Genomic DNA, 19,142 nt, shown 5'->3' with positions numbered 1-19,142 from the left:
ACCCATGCTATTTCTGGGTGTTTACATTCCGATAAGACTGAGTATACTCAGCTCTACTTGTCGGAGTGCCATTTGGCTGAGATCGCATAATTAAGTGCGGGATCCGCAGAACCTGATCGGGCTAATACCCGCGTAGGAAACAAGAAAGTCTCTATTTTTCTTATCTGCATCGAATGAACTCCTGATTTTTATGGAATCGATGCTGTCATATTGTTAAAGCCTCCTTTCATATAATCAGGGTTCATGTTTTGCAATAAACGCCCCTAGTGCGTTTGCCTGTAAAGCAGCACCCCAGACAAGCAATTCTCCATTTTAATAATAAGGGAAGTGCTCATGTCGACGAATAACGAAATAGCAACACCATTAACGACCCCATCTAAAAAACAGTCTCGTGAAGCGTCTCGCCAAGCAGCGAAATCTTTTATTGAGTCTTTGCAAGCCAAACCTTTTCCAGCTTCAGAGCGAATCTATTTAACCGGATCCGATGAGTCGATTCGGGTTCCCATGCGCAAGATCAATTTGACTGATACGCCTATTGGTTCTGACCCTGACAATTTAACCTTCGAACCAAATGAAGCCATTTATGTTTACGATTGTTCTGGTCCATACGCCGACCCGCAAGAAAACATTGATGTCTATAAAGGTCTTAAGCCAATGCGTGAGGCCTGGATAGAACAGCGTGACGACACAGAAATATTATCAAGTGTCTCTTCTGAGTTTGCGCAGTCCCGTTTAGACAATTCTGCTCTCGACGAGCTGAGATTTAAAGCGTTACCAAAAGTCCGTAAAGCGCGCCAAGGTAAATGCGTTACGCAAATGCATTACGCTCGCCAAGGGATTATCACGCCAGAGATGGAATACATTGCCTTGCGTGAAAATCAGAACATCGATGCCATTCAAAGTGAGTTGCTATTAAAGCAGCACCCGGGGCAAAGTTTTGGTGCTAACTTGCAGACGCGTATTACGCCAGAGTTTATTCGTGACGAAGTGGCAAGAGGCCGCGCCATTATCCCGAATAACATCAATCACCCTGAATCTGAGCCAATGATCATTGGTCGTAACTTCTTAGTAAAAGTGAATGCCAATATTGGTAACTCTGCGGTGACCTCTTCTATTGAAGAAGAAGTAGAGAAACTGGTGTGGTCGACTCGTTGGGGAGCCGATACGGTAATGGATTTATCGACAGGTAAAAACATCCATGAAACTCGTGAATGGATTTTACGAAATTCTCCTGTGCCGATAGGAACCGTGCCTATATATCAAGCATTGGAAAAGGTAGATGGCGTTGCTGAGGATCTAAACTGGGAAGTATTTCGCGATACCTTAATTGAACAGGCGGAGCAGGGGGTAGATTACTTTACCATTCACGCGGGTGTTTTGTTGCGTTATGTGCCTATGACGGCAAAACGTCTAACAGGAATTGTTTCCCGTGGTGGTTCTATTATGGCGAAATGGTGCTTGGCTCATCACAAAGAAAGCTTCTTGTACGAACGCTTCCGTGAGATTTGTGAACTGTGTGCAGCGTACGATGTGGCTTTATCACTGGGAGATGGCTTGCGCCCAGGTTCTATCATGGACGCCAATGACGAAGCGCAAATGTCGGAGCTTCGTACTTTAGGGGAGCTGACTCAAATTGCTTGGGAATACGATGTACAGGTGATGATTGAAGGCCCTGGGCACGTGCCGATGCAACTGATCGAAGAAAACATGACGGAGCAACTTAAGCATTGCCACGAAGCGCCGTTTTACACTTTGGGGCCATTAACTCAAGACATCGCACCTGGTTACGATCACATTACCTCTGGTATTGGGGCTGCACAAATTGGTTGGTACGGCTGTGCCATGTTGTGTTACGTGACGCCAAAAGAACATCTCGGTTTGCCTAATAAGGAAGATGTTAAGGAAGGTTTGATCACTTATAAAATTGCGGCTCATGCGGCGGATTTGGCAAAAGGTCATCCGGGAGCGCAAATTCGCGATAATGCGTTATCGAAAGCCCGTTTTGAATTCCGTTGGGAAGATCAATTCAACTTGTCATTAGATCCTGAAACGGCTCGTTCTTACCATGATGAAACCTTGCCCCAAGTCTCAGGAAAAGTGGCTCATTTCTGTTCTATGTGCGGGCCCAAGTTCTGTTCAATGAAGATCACTCAAGAAGTGCGCGACTATGCGAAAGGACTGGAAGACGCACAAGCCATTGACGTGAGTGCTTTAGAGGCAAGCGATGCACAAGCCGGTATGCAGCAAATGTCTGAGCAATTCCGTGAACTAGGTAGTGATGTGTATTTGACGACTGACAAGCTAAAAGAAAAGTCGCTGTAAACGAAGGGGGATTTATGACAATAAAACCTCCTGTTGTTTGGTGCGTGGGTGGATCGGATTCGTCCGCCCACGCGGGACTTCAAGCGGATTTACGTACGGGGCAAGATTTGGCTTGCCACGTACAGACTATCATTACTTGCATCACAGCGCAGAACTCCAAAGAAGTGCGTTCGGTGGAGCCTGTGTCGTTGGCTATGTTTGATGAGCAGTGGCAGACCTTGTTGGATGATGTGCCGCCGGATGCGATTAAGATCAGCTTACTTCCTTCCATTGCTATAGTAAGAGCCTGTTCGAATTGGTTAAGGCTGATTAAAACCTATATGCCTAATGTCCCTGTGATTTTTGATCCTGTGATGGCGGCGAGTAGTGAAGCGGGTAATCAATTGCAACAAAGTGATGTAGCCGCCAACTTATTGGATTACGTCTTACCCTATGTGGATGTTATTACGCCAAATCTGATGGAGTTTTCTATCCTGACAGGCTTGTCGGGTGAACGTCCGGTCGAAGAAATTCAGTCAAAGCTGATGCCTTATTTAGAAGGTGCTGAGCGACACTGGTTAATTAAAGGTGGACACAGTGGTGCTGAAGACGTGGCGACTGATTGGTTGATTGGGCGGAACTCTATCCTAGGTTATGCTTGCCAGCGACTCAGCGTGCATAACACGCGAGGCACAGGTTGCACTTTGTCGACCGCTTTAGCCAGCTTTATTGCTCACGGTTATGACTTATTGGATGCGATGACCATGGCGAAGGCCTATATCACTGGAGCATTAAAAAGTGGTGTGCAGATCGGAGCAGGAGCAGGGCCATTGGGTCGCCCTGGTTGGCCTCTACAAATGGAAAACATGCCAAGGATTGTGACGCCACAGCAAGATATTCGATCGGTGAGTCAAACATTCGTACCAATAAATTCAGATCAAATGGGCTTGTATCCCGTGGTAGATTCCGTTGACTGGCTTGCGTTGGTGCTTGAGCAAGGAGTGAAAATCGCCCAATTGCGTATTAAAGACCCCAATGCAGTGGATTTGGAAAATACGATTCAACAAGCCATTGCTTTGGGTCGTCAATATGAGGCACAAGTGTTTATAAATGACTACTGGCAAGAAGCGATTCGCTTCGGTGCCTATGGGGTGCACCTTGGTCAAGAAGACATAGAGGTCGCCGATTTAGCCAAGATACAAGCAGCAGGCTTGCGATTGGGGATTAGCACCCACGGTTACTATGAAATTGCGCGAGCTCAATCCATTCAACCCAGCTATATCGCTTTGGGTCATATTTTCCCTACACAGACGAAAGATATGCCATCCCAGCCGCAAGGTCTTAAACGACTTAGTCACTATGCCTCCTTATTAAAAGGTGTGTATCCGACGGTGGCAATTGGTGGCATTAATGCCGACCGTCTTCCTGCTGTCGCTCAAACGGGAGTGGACAGTGTTGCCTTGGTTACTGCTATTACCAAAGCCGCAGAGCCAGAACAGGCGACCCGTTCTTTAGTGGCTTTGTTTGAACAAAATGCCCGAGGTGATCAATGAAACTATTAGTAAACGATATGGCTCATGAGTTCTTAGGTGAAACCTTAGAAGACCTGCTTTTAGAGCTAGGGAAAAATCAGCAGGGTATTGCTGTTTCGATTGATCTGCAAGTGGTGCCCAAGAGTATGTGGGCCAGCACGGTGTTGAGTGAGCACAGTCAGGTTTTTATTTTTGAATCCATTGCAGGAGGCTAACATGTCATCACTTATTATTGCTGATCATGAATTTCATTCTCGACTTTTTACCGGAACGGGGAAGTATGCCAGTGCGGATGCCATGATGGATTCGCTAACCGCCAGTGAAAGTGAATTGGTTACCTTGTCTTTGCGTCGCATGGATTTAAAAAATCAATCCGACAACATACTTCAGCCATTGCAGCGACAAGGACTGAAACTGCTGCCCAATACATCGGGTGCACGTACCGCAAAAGAGGCAGTATTCGCCGCTGAACTCGCCAGAGAAGCGTTAGAAACCAACTGGGTCAAGCTGGAAATTCACCCCGACCCACGTTACTTAATGCCAGATGGAATGGAAACTTTATTGGCGGCGGAGCAGTTAATCCAAAAAGGCTTTGTGGTCATGCCTTATGTTCATGCGGATCCTGTGCTTTGTAAAAGGCTGGAAGAGGTGGGGTGCCAATGTGTGATGCCACTAGGTTCACCCATTGGTTCGAATATGGGGCTAGCGAGTCGCCCATTCTTAGAGATCATTATTGAGCAGAGCCGAGTGCCAGTTATTGTCGACGCTGGCATCGGTGCCCCATCGGACGCGTCATTGGCTATGGAAATGGGCGCGGATGCGGTATTGGTCAATACTGCTATGGCTGTTGCCAAACAACCTGCTCAAATGGGTAAAGCCTTTCGTTTAGCGGTAGAAGCGGGTCGCATGGCCTATGAGTCGGGGCTGGGGGAGCGACGTCTACGAGCGCAAGCCACCAGTCCTTTGACAGACTTTATCGGAGCCTTGTCTTGATGAACGAAAATGCTCATAAGATACGCCTGCTAGAACAAAGTCCTGCTGTAAAAGGTCAATTTAGCGACTTTGTTGAACAGGCGGATTGGCAAGCCATGACAGACTTGCATCAAACGAAAACAGAACAAGACGTTCTGCGCGCGCTGAGTAAAACTAAGCGAGATATTGACGACTTTGCAGCATTAATTTCTCATGCAGCAGAAGCCTATTTATTCGACATGGTGGCCAAAAGTGAACAGCTTACTTTGCAGCGCTTTGGTAATACCGTGAGTTTATTTGCGCCTTTGTATTTATCTAACACTTGTGCCAATGAATGCACCTACTGTGGCTTCTCAATGAGTAATGCCATTAAACGTCTCACTTTAGATGAAGGTCAAATTCAAAGTGAAATCCGTGCGATTAAAGAAAAAGGCTTCGATCATATTTTGCTGGTGACTGGAGAGACGAAGAAAGTCTCTATGCCTTATTTTGAGCGCATGTTGCCCTTGTTTAAACCTGCCTTTAGTCAACTTTCGATGGAAGTTCAGCCATTAGAGGCAAGTGAATATAAGCAGCTGCAAGGAATGGGATTGGATGGTGTGTTGGTCTATCAAGAAACCTATCACCGTAAGACCTATCTTGAGCATCATTTAAGAGGCAATAAATCCAACTTTAATTATCGTTTGGATGCTCCAGATAGAATCGGCCAGGCGGGTATTCATAAAATTGGTTTGGGGGTGTTGTTAGGCTTAGAGGACTGGCGTACCGATTCGGTGATGATGGCGCATCACTTACGCCATTTGCAAAAGCGTTATTGGCAAAGCCGGTATAGCGTTGCATTTCCCCGTATTCGTCCTTGTGAAGGGGGGATAGTTCCCAAGTCGGTGATTTCGGATCGTCAATTGGTTCAGTTGATCGCGGCTTGGCGTTTGTTCGATGCCGACTTGGAACTGAGCTTATCTACCCGTGAGTCTCCTGAGTTTCGTGATCATGCCATACGTATGGGGTTTACCACCATGAGCGCAGAGTCAAAAACTCAACCTGGCGGTTATGCCAAAGAGTCACCGCAAGCCTTAGAGCAATTTGAAATCAGCGACGAGCGCAGTGTGGCACAAGTGGCCGCCGCCATTCGTTCACAAGGACGCGAGGTGGTTTGGAAGGATTGGGATGCATCGCTTAACCTTTAGCCAGCTAAGAACATCAAATAGGAGCATAGAGCCTTACAAAGTTACGTTTAACAGAGGATAATCAGTGGTTGGAATAAGTATCAGGTATAAGGGTGATATGAAGTATGCCGCTGATTATTTTTGATTGTGATGGGACGTTAGTTGACAGTGAGCTTCTCTGTAATTTAGCACTAGAATATCAACTGGCAGAATTGGGAGTTGAATGCCAAGCGAAGGAATTGCTGAAAAAATTTCGTGGTGGGAAATTGGCAAACATATTGGTGAGTTTGGAAACGGAGTTTTCTATTCAGCTACCTAAAGCATTTGAGAAAGAGTACAGGTTGAAAGTGACAGACTTGTTCGATAAGCATCTCAAAGCAAATGATGGTGTTAAAGGTATTCTAGAGTCATTGAGCGTACCTTATTGCATAGCGTCATCTGCCCCCCAAGCAAAAATCCAGCAAGCGCTAAAAGTAACCGGTTTAGCTAAGTACTTTAATGAAAATATTTTTAGCTCATACGATGTGGGGTCATGGAAGCCAGAACCTGGATTGTTTTTGCACGCAGCAAAAGTAATGGGAGTAGCGCCCAATGATTGCTGGGTGATTGAGGACAGTTTGTTAGGAGTGGAGGCCGCGAATAGAGCATGTATGAAAAGTATCTACTACGCACCAGAGGTGAATGAAATAAATAAGTTTGGCGTCCAACAGATCCAACATATGTCACAGCTATCAGAACTTATTCTTTAATACCTAGTCGACTGTAAAAAGTTAGTTGGTATGAGAAGCTTGATACTAAAAAGCTACTTTACTGCCTGTTGATCATTCTATTTTGAGTGATCGATTAAAGCGGTTTCGAATACAACTGATTGAAGTTGATATGCGATGAGGGTCTTAGAGTTTGGCTAAAACATTGGATTAAGGAAGGAGCAATGAATACACGCGTGACGCGGGCTTTAGTTTGGCTCAAGCAGATTTTTAGTAGTGAGCAAATTGAGTATCAGATTGTTGGCGGTTTAGCCGCGACTGTTCATGGCGGTAGTCGTGAGGTTGCAGATATAGATCTTTATATCTGCAAGAGTGACGTGAATAAAATTTTGCCTCATGTTGCTCAATATATTTCTAAGCCGTTAGCTCGTTATACGGAATATGGTTGGGATCTTGAATATTTGCAATTGGTTTATGAGAACCAAAAAATTGAAATCGGCTTGTCCGAATACACTAGGATACAGTCACATGAAGATGGCACTTGGCACCTGCTCGACATCCATTTTGCTGAATCGGTTATCAAGCCGTATCAAGGTCTTGAGTTATCAGTTATTCCGATCCATCGTTTGGTCCAGTACAAGCGAATATTGGGGCGTGAAGTGGACTTGATTGATATTGAAGAATTAACTTCGCTCAGTGATTCATTATAAATAAATGGCTCAAATCTGATCAAATTACTCCAGTCGTCCGATCCTAATATAGCGACTCCTTTCTTAATGAATGTTTAACCCTGAGTCCTTTTTCTGAGAAAAAGGACGTAACGTCAATTGAACCAGTCTGTAGCCTAAGAATATGTTCGCGTGTGCGCGGTTGGCAGCAAAAAACGGCGAATGCGCATTCTCCCTTACACTCTCATGACAAGTTGTGCATCTCGATTCACTCTCTTTGATTCGGTTTGACAGATAAATCGACATAATAGATTTCATCCAAACAGGAAAAGAGCTTAAGGAGCTAACTATGTTTAATCGTAAGAAAGCAGGAATTGTTGGTGTGATCGGTTTGAGCGCCGCGATTATAACTGGCATAGCCGTCAATGCGTATGCAGGCACAAAATCACCTGAAGTGGGTGCTGAAAAAGGCCAAGCAGCGCAGCAAGCTCCAATGAATTCTGCCCCAAGCCATGAACAACTTGCTAGCCGCTTGGCTCAGCAACTTGGCTTAGACGAAAAAACACAAGCTAAAGTAGCGGATTTATTTGAGAAAGATGGAAAAGCTATTCGTAAAATTCAAGAGAAGCTACACAGTACTCAAGTTGAAATAAGCAGTTTATCGCCTAGTTCAAAAAATTATATGGATAAAGTTGATGATCTTGCTGAAGAGAGTGGTGAATTAACAGAAGACCTAACGGTTGCTTATGCGAAAAATCGTGCTGGACTTTATGCATTGCTAACACCAAAGCAAATTGAAAAATTGGAAGCCCCAGTTCAGCCTCAGTCTTAATATTTCATTGATACATTTCCCTTTGTATTGAGAGAGCCTTGCCCCAGCAATAAAATGCTGGGGCTTTTTTATCTTCGATTAATGTTTAGTCATAATGTGTCTTACAACTGTGTAGTCTTCTAATCCATACATGGACATATCTTTGCCATAGCCAGACATTTTCATTCCACCGTGAGGCATTTCTGTTGCTAGCAACATGTGAGTATTTATCCATGTGCAGCCATACTGAAGTCGTGCGGCTAGTCTTGCAGAACGGCTGGTATCTTGTGTCCAGATAGACGAGGCTAAGCCGTATTGAGAGTCATTGGCAAAGGTCAATGCTTCATCTTCGTCTTCGAATGGTGTTATAGAGATGACTGGCCCAAACACTTCTCGTTGAACAATTTCGTCATTCTGTTTTGCATCTGCAATAACGGTAGGAGCGTAAAAATATCCATTGCCAGGAATAGGGTGCCCACCTGTGGTAATGCGAATATGCTTCTGCGATTTTGCTCTTTCAACGAAGGCACTTACTTTATCAAAGTGTGCTTTGCTGACTAAAGGTCCCATTTCAGAGTCTTCATCATAAGGTGCACCCACTTTTATTGATGCAACAGCCTGGGTAATTTTGCTAACAAACTCATCGTAAATGTCTTTTTGAACATAAATACGACATGCTGCCGTGCAATCTTGACCTGCATTATAAAAACCAAATGCACGAACACCTTGAATCGCTTCCTCGAAATCAGCATCGTTAAACACAATAACGGGCGCTTTACCACCGAGTTCCATATGGAGGCGCTTCATATTGGAAGCACTAGCAGCCGCGATATTTTGTCCTGTTGCGATGGAGCCTGTTAGGGAAACCATGCTAACTTTGTCACTCGTTGTTAGGTGTGCTCCTACGCTTTTACCCTGACCAAAAATGATATTAATAACCCCAGCCGGAAAAATGTTATTAATTATTTCCGCTAATTTTAATGTCGCAAGAGGTGTAATTTCAGATGGCTTTAATACGACAGTATTACCGGCCGCAATAGCGGGTCCTAGCTTCCACGCTAACATAAGAAGTGGATAGTTCCATGGAGTAATGGAGGCGATGACTCCTATTGGATCACGTCGAATCATTGAGGTATGACCTTCCATGTATTCCGCAGAAGCAGAACCATTCATGCAACGACAAGCTCCAGCAAAGAAGCGGAAAGCATCTGCGATAGCTGGAATTTCATCGTTTAACATGCCGGCATAAGGTTTGCCTGTGTCATCACACTCTAAGCGAGATAGGGTTTCGCTGTTCTCCTCAATTGCATCTGCTAATTTCAGTAGAAGTAGTGAGCGATCTTTAGGTGTGGTTCGAGACCAAGACTTGAAGGCCGTTTCAGCAGCATCAATAGCAGCATCGACTTGTTCCAAGCTGGCTTCAGGGATGCTTAGCAATACTTCTCCAGTCGCAGGGTTGTATATATCAAATTCTTCTCCTTTTCCTGCTATCAGTTGTCCATTAATCAATAATTGATTTGTCATAACAAACTCCTTTAATTGTGTTTGGTGTTAACTGTTTTTATTTACCACTACCGCCAACATCTTCTGCGCCGCGAGTTAGGAGGTGGGCGACTAAGACTGGAATCATGGTGGCCAGCATGACAAAAAGCGCGACAACGTTCGTAATAGGAACGTCTCGTGGTCGGGTAAGCTGATTGAGCAGCCAGAGTGGGAGAGTTTGTTCGTGCCCTGCTGTGAAGGTTGTAACGATTAGTTCATCAAAAGAGAGAGCGAAGGCCAACATGCCACCAGCCAAAAGAGCAGAACCTAAGTTGGGCAGTACAATATAACGAAATGTTTGAAAGCCATCGGCGCCTAAATCCATAGATGCTTCAATTTGGCTGTAAGAAATTCGTCTTAGTCTGGCAATAACATTGTTATAAACCAGCACAACACAAAATGTTGCATGTCCGATCACAATCGTTAAAAGTCCTGGGTCAATATCAAGTCTTTTAAAGGTGCTTAATAAAGCTAGCCCTGTCACTATGCCTGGTAGGGCAATAGGGATAATAAGAACTAAGGTAAGAGTGTCTTTACCAAAAAAAGCTCGACGATACATAGCTGCAGCAGCCATTGTACCCAGAATAATAGCGATAATGGTGGCCATAAAAGCCACTTTCATAGAGAGTCCAAGCGCATCGAAAATGTCAGCGCGCTGCATGGCTAAATCAAACCAATGCAAAGTAAAACCTTTTGGTGGAAAGCTGAAGGCGGACTCTTCTGTATTAAAGGCGTAAATGCCAATAATCATAATCGGGAAATGGAGAAAGAATAATCCTCCCCACGCTAAAGAAGTTAGCCACCAAGGAGCGCGTGTATTAGAGTGCATCGAAAGCCCCCAAACGTTTTGCTAAGCGAAGATAAATGGCAATCAAAATAATAGGTACCATTGTAAAAGCGGCTGCCATTGGCATATTACCAATCGAGCCCTGTTGTGCATAAACCATGTTGCCAAGGAAAAAGCCTGGAGGCCCAACCAATTGCGGAATGATGTAGTCGCCTAAAGTGAGACAAAAGGTAAAAATCGAGCCCGCAGCCACACCTGGAATCGACAGGGGTAATATGACATGTCGAAATGTTTGTGATGGTTTCGCTCCAAGGTCAGAAGAAGCATTGAGAACGGAGTGTGGTAAACGCTCCAATGACGCTTGTATTGGGAGAATCATGAAAGGTAACCAAATGTATGTGAATACAAGGAAACGCCCTAAATGAGAGGTGGAAAGCGTATTACCACCAATGTCTGGAATGTCCAGAATCATTTGTAAAACATGGTTTAGTGCAAGAAAGTTAATAAACCACTGCAATACCCCGTCATTACTCAGCATGAGCGTCCATGCATAGGCTTTTACAATGTAGCTTGTCCACATTGGTAGCATGACTGCAATATAGAAAAATGCTTTGGTCTTGCCGCTTGCATAGCGAGCCATGTAATAAGCTATGGGAAAGGCAATAATGGCGCTAAAAACTGAAACACTAATGGCCATGGTTACTGTACGAACAATGATGTCGTAGTTACCTGGCTGAAAAAGGTTTTTAAAGTTTGCTAGGGTCAAGTCCGGCATGACCGTCATGGTGAAGTCGTCAAACGAATAGAAACTTTGCCAGAGTAAATTGAGCAATGAGCCGATATAAATGAGGCCAAACCAAAGTAGTGGAAGCGACAATAACAAGAGCAAATACGCGTTTGGATGACGGTATAATGTATCCGAGAAACTTTGTAGGATGGATCTTTTGTTACTTGTAAGCTGAGACATGATCTTAGGCTTCCTCATGTAACATAATCATTGAGGATTCAGGCCAGCTGACACTGACAGTACTACCACTTACCAAACTTTCAGATAGGGCATTATTGGGGCGTTGGGAGCTGATTGTTTCTCCCGATTTTAGCTTGATATCAAATCGAGTATTGGCCCCGTGATAGAGAATTTCGCTGATGGTGCCTTCGGTAGTGATGAGTTTTTCATCACTCTTTTCATTGAGCATAATATGTTCTGGCCGGATCGAAAAAGTGCGATTTTGCCCGATTAAAGAATGTGCGAAAGAGCCTGAAATCACATTTGAAGTACCAACAAATTCAGCCACAAAACGTGTTTTTGGCTGATTATAAAGGGCTCTTGCCGAATCAACCTGTTCAATTTTACCGTTATTAAAGACAGCAACTCGATCAGACATAGACAACGCTTCACTTTGGTCATGGGTGACAAAAATGAAAGTGATTCCTAATTTTCGTTGTAATGATTTGAGTTCAGACTGCATTTGTTCTCTGAGTTTTTGGTCTAGTGCACCTAGGGGCTCGTCTAACAGTAGCACTCTAGGTCGATTGACCAGTGCGCGAGCAAGAGCAACACGTTGACGTTGGCCACCAGAAAGCTGCGAGGGTTTACGGTCTCCATAATCATCTAGTGCTACCATTTTTAGAGCTTCTAGTGCTCTGCTGTTGCGCTCTGATCGAGAGACGCCTTTTACCATCAAACCATAAGCGACGTTGTCATGAATGTTCATGTGGGGGAATAGTGCGTAGTCTTGAAAGACCGTATTAACATCTCGCTGGTAAGGTGGCTGTTTGGTTGCATCTTGGCCGTGAATCAAAATGCTTCCGCTGTTGGCTTGTTCAAAGCCAGCTATGAGTCGAAGGCAAGTCGTTTTTCCTGATCCAGATGGACCGAGCATAGAGAAAAACTCGCCTTCGTTGATCTTGATGGACACATCGTTAACGGCTGTCACATCTCCAAATTGGCGACGGACATTAATAAACTCGACAGACGTATTCATTTTATTCCTCATTGATTGATATGCGCCTCTGGTTGTGAATTTGTAGCGTTATAAGTCACAACCAGAAGCGATAAGACGTTTTTATCATTAAGATTGAGAGAAGAGGGCGGCTATCTTCCGCCCATTATTGCGATGTAGTCTTGAGTCCATCTGCTATATGAAACGCACTTTCCTTGGGTCGAACAATTTGATACTGGTGTTTTCCAAAACGACACTTTTTCAAAATCATTAGAGCCATTGCTTTCACAGCCATTTTCCCCTAATAACGCATTGTTTTCGCAGGCTTTAGGTACCGCAGGGACAGAGCCAAACCAAGCCGCTACGTCGCCTTGTACTTTGGGTTTGATAGACCAGTTAAGCCATTTGTATGCACAGATAGGATGTTTAGTGTTGCTAGCTAGCATGGTGGTATCAGCCCAACCTGTAACGCCTTCTTTAGGAATGGTTGTGGCGATGGGTTCTCCTGATGCAATTAAGCTGTTGGCTTGGAAAGGCCAAGCGCTCGAGGCAACCACACCTTCGTTTTTGAAGTCGCTCATTTGAACGTTGTAATCATGCCAATAGCGATGGATTAGTTTATGTTGCTGGCGAAGAAGTTGAAGAACCGCAGCATACTGTGTTTCATTTAATTCATATGGGTCTTTGATTTCTAAATCTGGGCGAGTGGATTTCAGGTAAAGTGCCGCATCGGCAATATAGATAGGTCCATCATAAGCTTGTACTCGACCTTTATTGCTTTTGCCATCAGGAAGAGTCATTTCTTTATAGACAATATCCCAACTGGTTGGAGCGGTTTTAAACGTATTCGTATTGTACATTAAAAGATTTGGCCCCCATTGAAAAGGCACACCATAATGCTTGCCCTTAACGGTATGCCAAGGCGCATTTTGTAAGCGAGGGTCAATGCTCTGCCAAGAGGTGATTTTCGAGGTGTCTATAGGTTGTACACGCTTGCCATAGATCAAGCGCAAAGAGGAGTCGCCGGAGGCCGTAACAAGATCGTATCCACCTTTTGCCATCAGGCTTACCATTTCATCAGAAGTGGACGCCGTTTTGACATTAACGCTACAGCCTGTGTTCGCCTCAAATTGAGTGACCCAATCATAAGCAGGGTCAGAACTGCCGCGCTCAATGTAACCAGGCCAAGCAATAATATCTACTTGGCCTTCTCCTTTTGGTGTGTCTGCAATGGCTTGGAGTGACAGGGGAGCACTGCAAGCTAATAAGCTGACGCAGAGTATCTTTGTGAGTGGTCGTAGTTGTGTCATTTTGAAGGTCCTTTTGTAGATATCTGTTTTTGAGAGCAACCCTCTTCTTGATTCATAGAGGGTTAATATCTAGTTATTTGCACAGAGCAAGGAATGGCGTATTCACTTTTTTATCCTTCATTCTGCTAAAAACAGAATATCGATAGGTAAAAGCTCATAGCAAATATAAAATAAAGATCCTAGCTATCGAAAAAAACGATAATGGTAGTGAAGGGCTTTATGATATATCTGTTAATACAATGAAATTACTAAGGAATAAATGACAGTGGAACCTTCTTTTTTTATTGCTGTTATGGGGGTGCGCTTATGATGTCTCTTCGTCAAATCCGCTATTTCATTGCGATTGCAGAGACAGGGTCAGTTTCAGCGGCTGCAAGCACCGTTTTCATTTCACAATCGACATTGACCATGGCATTGAGACAACTTGAGGATGAGTTGGGTGTTGAGCTTTTTGTTCGTCATGCGAAAGGTATGGAGTTAACGCACTCTGGGCATCAGTTTTTGCGTCAGGCGCATTTGATTATGAGTGCCGTTGATAATGCCAAGCGAAGTCTACAGCAAAGTACCGATGACATCGTTGGGGAACTGAACATTGGTGTGACTAGTCTCGTGGCGGGCTACTATCTTGCGGATCTATTGTCTCGTTTTCAGCGAATTTACCACAAAGTAAAGATCCGAGTAGTGGAAGACGAACGCGAATACATTGAACATTTGCTTGTCAGTGGAGAGCTGGATGTGGCGGTATTAATGCTTTCTAATTTAGAACATCGCTCGGCGTTAAACACGGAAGTATTAACCTATTCTCGTTACCATATTTGGTTGCCTCCGGAGCATCAACTGCTTGAAGAAGAATCCCTTAGTATGGATTTGATTCTAAAAGAGCCGCAGATTTTATTGTCCACAGACGGAATGGAACAACGTATTAGAGATATTTGGCAGGATACTTGTGCAATGCCCGATATTGCCATGAAGAGTAATTCGGTCGAAGCTGTACGCAGTTTGGTTTCTGCTGGTATGGGGGTGGCTGTTATGCCCGATATGACATATCGACCTTGGTCAGTTGAAGGCGATAGGGTTGAGGCCAAGCGTATTTTAGATGTTTCTAAGACTCTGGATATCGGTCTTGCATGGCGCCGCGGAGGTATACGTAATCTGCTTGTAGATCATCTTTTAGAAGTGGCCCGTGAGTCTATGTCCAAACCTTCTTTGCTGAATCAATAGGTTTTTGTAGGAGTTTATTATGAGTGATGTATCGATCACATATTCTAAAGAGTTGTTGATTAATGGCGAATTGATTGCTGGAGAAGGTAATCTAGAAAAAATTGTAAACCCCTCAACGGCAGAAGACTTAGTGTTGATTCATGAGGCTTCTGGTCAGCAGATTGATGCGGGTGTTAAGAGCGCACAATTAGCTGGAAAAATGTGGTCGAAAACGACGCCTAAAGAGCGTGCAAATTATTTGATAAAGATAGCCAATCTTATCGATAAGCACGCTGACTATTTAGCTCGATTAGAAGCGTTAAACTGCGGTAAGCCCTTGCATTTTGTCATTCGTGATGAGATTCCAGCCGCTGCGGATGTCTTTCGTTTTTTTGCTGGGGCAGTCCGATGTAGACCTAGTCCTACGGCGAATGAATACCTGGCGGCAAATACGAGCATGATTAGAATGGCGCCTATTGGTGTTGTCGCAGCCATTACGCCTTGGAATTATCCGTTAATGATGGCGGCATGGAAATTAGCGCCTGCATTGGCGGCTGGTAATACCGTGGTATTTAAGCCTTCAGAGCAAGCGCCGCTGACAACCTTAGCATTTGCTAAGTTACTTAATGAAGTGCTCCCTCCTGGGGTCGTTAACGTGTTGTTTGGTCGTGGAGAAAGCGTTGGCAGCAATATGATTAAGCATTCAGGGGTGAGAATGGTGACCTTAACTGGCGATATATCAACAGGGCAAAAGGTGCTGCAGGCGGCGTATCGAACCGTTAAGCGAACCCATTTAGAACTGGGGGGGAAGGCTCCAGTGATTGTTCTAAACGATGCCGATCTGAATAAAGTCATTAAAAGCGTGACAAAATATGGTTATTACAATGCCGGTCAGGATTGTACTGCGGCTTGTCATATTTATGCAGAAAAAGGAATTTATGAAAGATTAGTAGCGGATCTTGCCGATAGCGTTGCTAAGTTAAAGTTCAATCAGGAAGAGGATAAGCAAAATGATTTAGGTCCGCTTATCAGTGAACGCCAGAGAAACAGTGTTGCTAGTTTTGTTGAGCGAGCAAATGAATTGCCTCATTCAGAAATCCTTGTAGGTGGTGTCGTTCCAAATACGTCTGGCTTTTTTTATCAGCCAACATTGATTGCAGGCGTAAGAATGGATGACGAAATTGTACAGCGGGAAGTGTTTGGCCCGGTTGTATCTGTTACTTGTTGTGAAAACGAGGAGCAAGCAGTGCAATGGGCTAATCAGTCTGAGTATGGTTTAGCCTCTTCGGTGTGGTCTGGCAGTATCAAGCGGGCCATGCGTATTGCATCACAGTTGGAGTTTGGCTGTACTTGGATAAATAACCATTTCCTTTTACCCAGTGAAATGCCCCATGGTGGCTTAAAGCGTTCAGGTTATGGTAATGACCTTTCGATGTACTCACTGGAAAATTACTCCATGATGCGTCACATCATGATTAGCCATGATTAGCATTAATATGTCTTATTTGCTGTGTTTGTTATTTGCTCAGCTATTTTAAAAAGACCTTACTTGAACTTGGTGAGAGAAGGCTCAAAAAAATGGATTGTTCACTACTCATTAGAATGGCGTATTTTCTTTTAAAGGGAAAATACGCCAGAAGGACTTAACTTGCTACAGTATTAAACAATTCAAAGTAAGTTGGGAAGGTTTTTGAGGTACAGCCTGGGTCGTTAATCGTAACGGGGGTGTCAGAGAAAGCGACTAGAGAAAAGCACATAGCAATACGGTGATCATTATAGGTATCAATTGCCGCGTGCTTTAGATTTTCTACAGGAGTAACAGTAATGAAGTCATCACCTTCAACGACGTCTGCGCCCAGTTTTTTCAGTTCGGTTGCCATAGCGTATAAACGATCCGTTTCTTTTACGCGCCAGTTATAAATATTACGAATCGTTGTTGGGCCTTTAGCGAAAAGGGCGGTGGTCGCAATGGTCATGGCGGCATCAGGAATGTGGTTCATGTCCATGTCGATGCCATTCAATTCGTTGCGTTCGGCTTCAATCCAAGTTGGACCGTAAGTGATTTTTGCTCCCATTTGCGCCAACACATCGGCAAATTTAACATCACCTTGTACGCTGTCTGTTCCAACCCCATGGACTTTTATCTTGCCCCCAGCAATCGCGGCGGCGGCTAAGAAATAGGAAGCGGAAGACGCGTCACCTTCAACCATGATTTCACCAGGGCTTAGGTAAGTTTGTTGACCTTTAACTACGAATGCCTGGTAATTTTGGTTCTCGACTTCGACACCAAATTGCTTCATGGCGTGCAAAGTAATGTCTATGTAGGGTTTAGAAACCAATTCACCGTCGACTTTAATGGTTAAGTCACTTTTTGCTAACGGTGCGCTCATCAAGATAGCGGTAAGAAACTGGCTTGAAATGTTGCCTTTAATAGACACTTCACCGCCAGACAGGCCGTTCGCTTTTATTCGAAGTGGTGGGTAATTTTTTTCACCTTCGTAAGTGATGTCGACACCAAGTGCTTGTAGTGCATCGACTAGATCGCCAATAGGGCGTTCGTGCATGCGAGGCTCACCATGTAAGAGAAATTCACCTTTGCCCAAGCACAATGCCGCCGTTAATGGGCGCATTGCTGTGCCTGCATTACCAAGGAATAGGTCGCCAAAGTCGGCTTGAATTGGACCGCCAAGGCCTTCTAATACACAGGTTGTGCCATTGTCTTCTAAGGAATAGATTACGCCCAGTTTGGTTAGGCTTTCTAGCATGCGACGAATATCATCGCTGTCTAGTAGATTGGTAATTTTTGTAGTGCCTTTTGCTAGCGTTGCTAACAATAAAATACGGTTTGAAAGGCTTTTGGAGCCCGGAATCTGGATTTCTCCATTGGCTTTAGAAAGAGGGCCTAGCGTAATTGAATTCATTATTATGTCCATCACAGTGGTGTTTATTGTTTCGACTTTGTGGTTCGTTATGCGTCGCTGCGTGTGAATGATAAGTGTTCGATATTGGCCGTAATTTATTCGTTATAGTGTGTCCATGGTTAAGTGGTCGCGTCACTCTTTCAGGAGAGGTCAGTCTTGAATGCGGCATAGTATACCTTTGATGGCGTTATCTGTCAGTTATGCAAATTCATGCGGTTTGCTATTTTTTATAAAAAAGTGTCTTTAGAATGTTGGCTAATAAAAATGAAGCAAAGGAAAATTTGCATGAGACATCAGTACCATCCACTTGGATTTGAAGGTTCCCGTATTGCACAGGGCTTTTGGCGTTTAAACGAATGGAATATGACATCTTCAGAAACCTTGAGTTTTATCGAGTCCTGCTTAGATATGGGGGTGACCACATTTGATCACGCGGATATTTATGGGGGGCATCAATGTGAAGCATTATTTGGCGAAGCGTTAAAACAAAAGCCTGCACTGCGGGATAAAATGGAAATTATTACCAAGTGTGGCATTCTGCTCCCTTCTGAAAATCGTCCTGATATTCAGATGCATCGTTATGATTATAGTGCGGAACATATTTTGGCAAGTGTTGATCAATCCTTAGCAAATTTGCAATGTGAGTACATAGACACTTTGTTACTTCACAGACCAAGTCCTTTAATGGATGCGGATGACGTGGCGCAAGCTATGGATCTGCTTTTTACGCTGGGCAAAGTGAAGCACTTTGGAGTGTCTAACTTTACGACTCATCAATTTGATTTATTGCAATCTCGTCTGGATGCTCCCTTGATTATTAATCAGGTGGAACTGTCGCCCTTGGCATTACAGCATTTTGAAGATGGCACTTTAGACCATGTGCAACAGCATGCTGTGACCCCAATGGCTTGGTCGCCATTTGCTGGTGGCGACTTGTTTTCTGGTTGTGATGAAAAATCCGTTCGAGTTCAGGCTGTTTTGAAAGACCTCAGCGGTAAATATAACTGCTCGATGGATCAGCTTGTGGTTGCATGGTTATTACGCCATCCAGCGGGTATTTGTCCTGTTATGGGATCGGGTAAGGTTGAGCGTTTATCGTCGGCTGTGGAGGCGATTGCGATTTCATTAAGTGATGATGATTGGTTTCGAATTTGGGTAGCCTCGAAAGGTCAGCCAGTCCCTTAAGATCCATTGCTAATGAAGATGTGTAAATCAAAAAAAGTCATGTAAGTGGCTTTTTTTTGTGCCTATTGTTTTGCTTGGTGTAGAAAGCGTATCTTTT

General features: G+C 44.1%; 17 protein-coding genes and 1 riboswitch. Of the genes, 11 read left to right on the top strand and 6 right to left on the bottom strand.

Translation table 11 applies throughout. From position 1 onward, the window contains the following. The first annotated feature begins 51 nt into the window (after nt 1-51). Nucleotides 52-156: riboswitch (TPP riboswitch) on the top strand. A gap of 177 nt (nt 157-333) precedes the next feature. From thiC to C0J08_RS11845, 8 genes are all read left to right on the top strand, one after another. After that, nucleotides 334-2,322 carry a phosphomethylpyrimidine synthase ThiC gene (gene thiC, locus C0J08_RS11880; protein WP_249344256.1) on the top strand — a complete coding sequence of 663 codons (1,989 nt, stop codon included), beginning with the start codon at nt 334-336 and terminating at the stop codon, nt 2,320-2,322. A gap of 14 nt (nt 2,323-2,336) precedes the next feature. Next, nucleotides 2,337-3,854, top strand: a complete 1,518-nt coding sequence (gene thiE / locus C0J08_RS11875) for a thiamine phosphate synthase (protein WP_212652186.1) — start codon at nt 2,337-2,339, stop codon at nt 3,852-3,854. Further along, nucleotides 3,851-4,048: a sulfur carrier protein ThiS gene (gene thiS, locus C0J08_RS11870; RefSeq protein ID WP_212652185.1), complete on the top strand. Its 198-nt coding sequence runs from the start codon at nt 3,851-3,853 to the stop codon at nt 4,046-4,048. The genes thiE and thiS overlap by 4 nt, the downstream gene beginning before the upstream one ends. A gap of 1 nt (nt 4,049) precedes the next feature. Beyond that, nucleotides 4,050-4,826 carry a thiazole synthase gene (locus tag C0J08_RS11865; RefSeq protein WP_212652184.1) on the top strand — a complete coding sequence of 259 codons (777 nt, stop codon included), beginning with the start codon at nt 4,050-4,052 and terminating at the stop codon, nt 4,824-4,826. After that, complete coding sequence (gene thiH / locus C0J08_RS11860) at nt 4,826-5,992, top strand: 2-iminoacetate synthase ThiH (protein WP_212652183.1); 1,167 nt, start codon at nt 4,826-4,828, stop codon at nt 5,990-5,992. The genes C0J08_RS11865 and thiH overlap by 1 nt, the downstream gene beginning before the upstream one ends. 104 nt (nt 5,993-6,096) lie before the next feature. After that, complete coding sequence (locus C0J08_RS11855) at nt 6,097-6,720, top strand: HAD-IA family hydrolase (protein WP_212652182.1); 624 nt, start codon at nt 6,097-6,099, stop codon at nt 6,718-6,720. 182 nt (nt 6,721-6,902) lie between these two features. Further along, nucleotides 6,903-7,388 (top strand): MazG-related protein, encoded by a 486-nt coding sequence (locus C0J08_RS11850; protein WP_212652181.1) that lies wholly within the window; start codon nt 6,903-6,905, stop codon nt 7,386-7,388. Between the two features lie 307 nt (nt 7,389-7,695). Next, a complete protein-coding gene (locus tag C0J08_RS11845; protein ID WP_212652180.1) occupies nt 7,696-8,178 on the top strand; it encodes a Spy/CpxP family protein refolding chaperone in 483 nt (160 codons plus the stop codon). Nucleotides 8,179-8,256: 78 nt separating this feature from the next. Here the strand turns inward: C0J08_RS11845 and C0J08_RS11840 are convergent, their stop codons facing one another. The 5 genes from C0J08_RS11840 to C0J08_RS11820 all read right to left on the bottom strand — a co-directional run bounded on the left by C0J08_RS11840 (nt 8,257) and on the right by C0J08_RS11820 (nt 13,739). Beyond that, nucleotides 8,257-9,681, bottom strand: coding sequence for a gamma-aminobutyraldehyde dehydrogenase (locus C0J08_RS11840; protein WP_212652179.1), 1,425 nt, complete (start codon nt 9,679-9,681; stop codon nt 8,257-8,259). Nucleotides 9,682-9,718: 37 nt separating this feature from the next. Continuing rightward, the gene (locus C0J08_RS11835; protein WP_212652178.1) at nt 9,719-10,528 is read right to left on the bottom strand and encodes an ABC transporter permease; all 810 of its coding nucleotides are present in this window, start codon (nt 10,526-10,528) and stop codon (nt 9,719-9,721) included. After that, on the bottom strand, nt 10,518-11,453 hold the full coding sequence (locus C0J08_RS11830) for an ABC transporter permease (protein ID WP_249344254.1): 936 nt from the start codon (nt 11,451-11,453) through the stop codon (nt 10,518-10,520). The genes C0J08_RS11835 and C0J08_RS11830 overlap by 11 nt, the downstream gene beginning before the upstream one ends. Before the next feature lie 4 nt (nt 11,454-11,457). After that, nucleotides 11,458-12,471, bottom strand: a complete 1,014-nt coding sequence (locus tag C0J08_RS11825; RefSeq protein ID WP_212652176.1) for an ABC transporter ATP-binding protein — start codon at nt 12,469-12,471, stop codon at nt 11,458-11,460. A gap of 110 nt (nt 12,472-12,581) precedes the next feature. Then, nucleotides 12,582-13,739: an ABC transporter substrate-binding protein gene (locus C0J08_RS11820; protein ID WP_212652175.1), complete on the bottom strand. Its 1,158-nt coding sequence runs from the start codon at nt 13,737-13,739 to the stop codon at nt 12,582-12,584. Nucleotides 13,740-14,045: 306 nt separating this feature from the next. On the opposite strand from C0J08_RS11820, the gene C0J08_RS11815 reads away from it, so the two are divergent. Together C0J08_RS11815 and C0J08_RS11810 are read left to right on the top strand one after the other, a co-directional pair. Next, the gene (locus tag C0J08_RS11815; protein ID WP_212652174.1) at nt 14,046-14,960 is read left to right on the top strand and encodes a LysR family transcriptional regulator; all 915 of its coding nucleotides are present in this window, start codon (nt 14,046-14,048) and stop codon (nt 14,958-14,960) included. Nucleotides 14,961-14,979: 19 nt separating this feature from the next. After that, complete coding sequence (locus tag C0J08_RS11810) at nt 14,980-16,428, top strand: gamma-aminobutyraldehyde dehydrogenase (RefSeq protein ID WP_212652173.1); 1,449 nt, start codon at nt 14,980-14,982, stop codon at nt 16,426-16,428. 154 nt (nt 16,429-16,582) lie between these two features. Here C0J08_RS11810 and aroA read toward each other — a convergent pair whose 3' ends face one another. Continuing rightward, on the bottom strand, nt 16,583-17,860 hold the full coding sequence (aroA, locus tag C0J08_RS11805; protein ID WP_212652172.1) for a 3-phosphoshikimate 1-carboxyvinyltransferase: 1,278 nt from the start codon (nt 17,858-17,860) through the stop codon (nt 16,583-16,585). A gap of 285 nt (nt 17,861-18,145) precedes the next feature. Here aroA and C0J08_RS11800 point away from each other — a divergent pair, with 285 nt between their 5' ends. Next, on the top strand, nt 18,146-19,045 hold the full coding sequence (locus tag C0J08_RS11800) for an aldo/keto reductase (RefSeq protein ID WP_212652171.1): 900 nt from the start codon (nt 18,146-18,148) through the stop codon (nt 19,043-19,045). The last annotated feature ends 97 nt before the right edge of the window (nt 19,046-19,142 follow it).

It is taken from the genome of Marinomonas sp. CT5, from assembly GCF_018336975.1.
Taxonomy (GTDB): Bacteria; Pseudomonadota; Gammaproteobacteria; order Pseudomonadales; family Marinomonadaceae; genus Marinomonas.
The sequence above is the reverse complement of the archived record's forward strand: the minus strand, read 5'-3'. Positions and strand labels throughout refer to the sequence as shown.

Coding starts and splice junctions, on each gene's coding strand:
- C0J08_RS11855 (WP_212652182.1), top strand. CDS start 6,097: ATGCCGCTGATTATTTTTGATTGTGATGGGACGTTAGTTGACAGTGAG.
- C0J08_RS11865 (WP_212652184.1), top strand. CDS start 4,050: ATGTCATCACTTATTATTGCTGATCATGAATTTCATTCTCGACTTTTT.
- C0J08_RS11845 (WP_212652180.1), top strand. CDS start 7,696: ATGTTTAATCGTAAGAAAGCAGGAATTGTTGGTGTGATCGGTTTGAGC.
- aroA (WP_212652172.1), bottom strand. CDS start 17,860: ATGAATTCAATTACGCTAGGCCCTCTTTCTAAAGCCAATGGAGAAATC.
- thiS (WP_212652185.1), top strand. CDS start 3,851: ATGAAACTATTAGTAAACGATATGGCTCATGAGTTCTTAGGTGAAACC.
- thiH (WP_212652183.1), top strand. CDS start 4,826: ATGAACGAAAATGCTCATAAGATACGCCTGCTAGAACAAAGTCCTGCT.
- C0J08_RS11815 (WP_212652174.1), top strand. CDS start 14,046: ATGATGTCTCTTCGTCAAATCCGCTATTTCATTGCGATTGCAGAGACA.
- C0J08_RS11800 (WP_212652171.1), top strand. CDS start 18,146: ATGAGACATCAGTACCATCCACTTGGATTTGAAGGTTCCCGTATTGCA.
- C0J08_RS11840 (WP_212652179.1), bottom strand. CDS start 9,681: ATGACAAATCAATTATTGATTAATGGACAACTGATAGCAGGAAAAGGA.
- thiE (WP_212652186.1), top strand. CDS start 2,337: ATGACAATAAAACCTCCTGTTGTTTGGTGCGTGGGTGGATCGGATTCG.
- thiC (WP_249344256.1), top strand. CDS start 334: ATGTCGACGAATAACGAAATAGCAACACCATTAACGACCCCATCTAAA.
- C0J08_RS11820 (WP_212652175.1), bottom strand. CDS start 13,739: ATGACACAACTACGACCACTCACAAAGATACTCTGCGTCAGCTTATTA.
- C0J08_RS11810 (WP_212652173.1), top strand. CDS start 14,980: ATGAGTGATGTATCGATCACATATTCTAAAGAGTTGTTGATTAATGGC.
- C0J08_RS11835 (WP_212652178.1), bottom strand. CDS start 10,528: ATGCACTCTAATACACGCGCTCCTTGGTGGCTAACTTCTTTAGCGTGG.
- C0J08_RS11825 (WP_212652176.1), bottom strand. CDS start 12,471: ATGAATACGTCTGTCGAGTTTATTAATGTCCGTCGCCAATTTGGAGAT.
- C0J08_RS11830 (WP_249344254.1), bottom strand. CDS start 11,453: ATGTCTCAGCTTACAAGTAACAAAAGATCCATCCTACAAAGTTTCTCG.
- C0J08_RS11850 (WP_212652181.1), top strand. CDS start 6,903: ATGAATACACGCGTGACGCGGGCTTTAGTTTGGCTCAAGCAGATTTTT.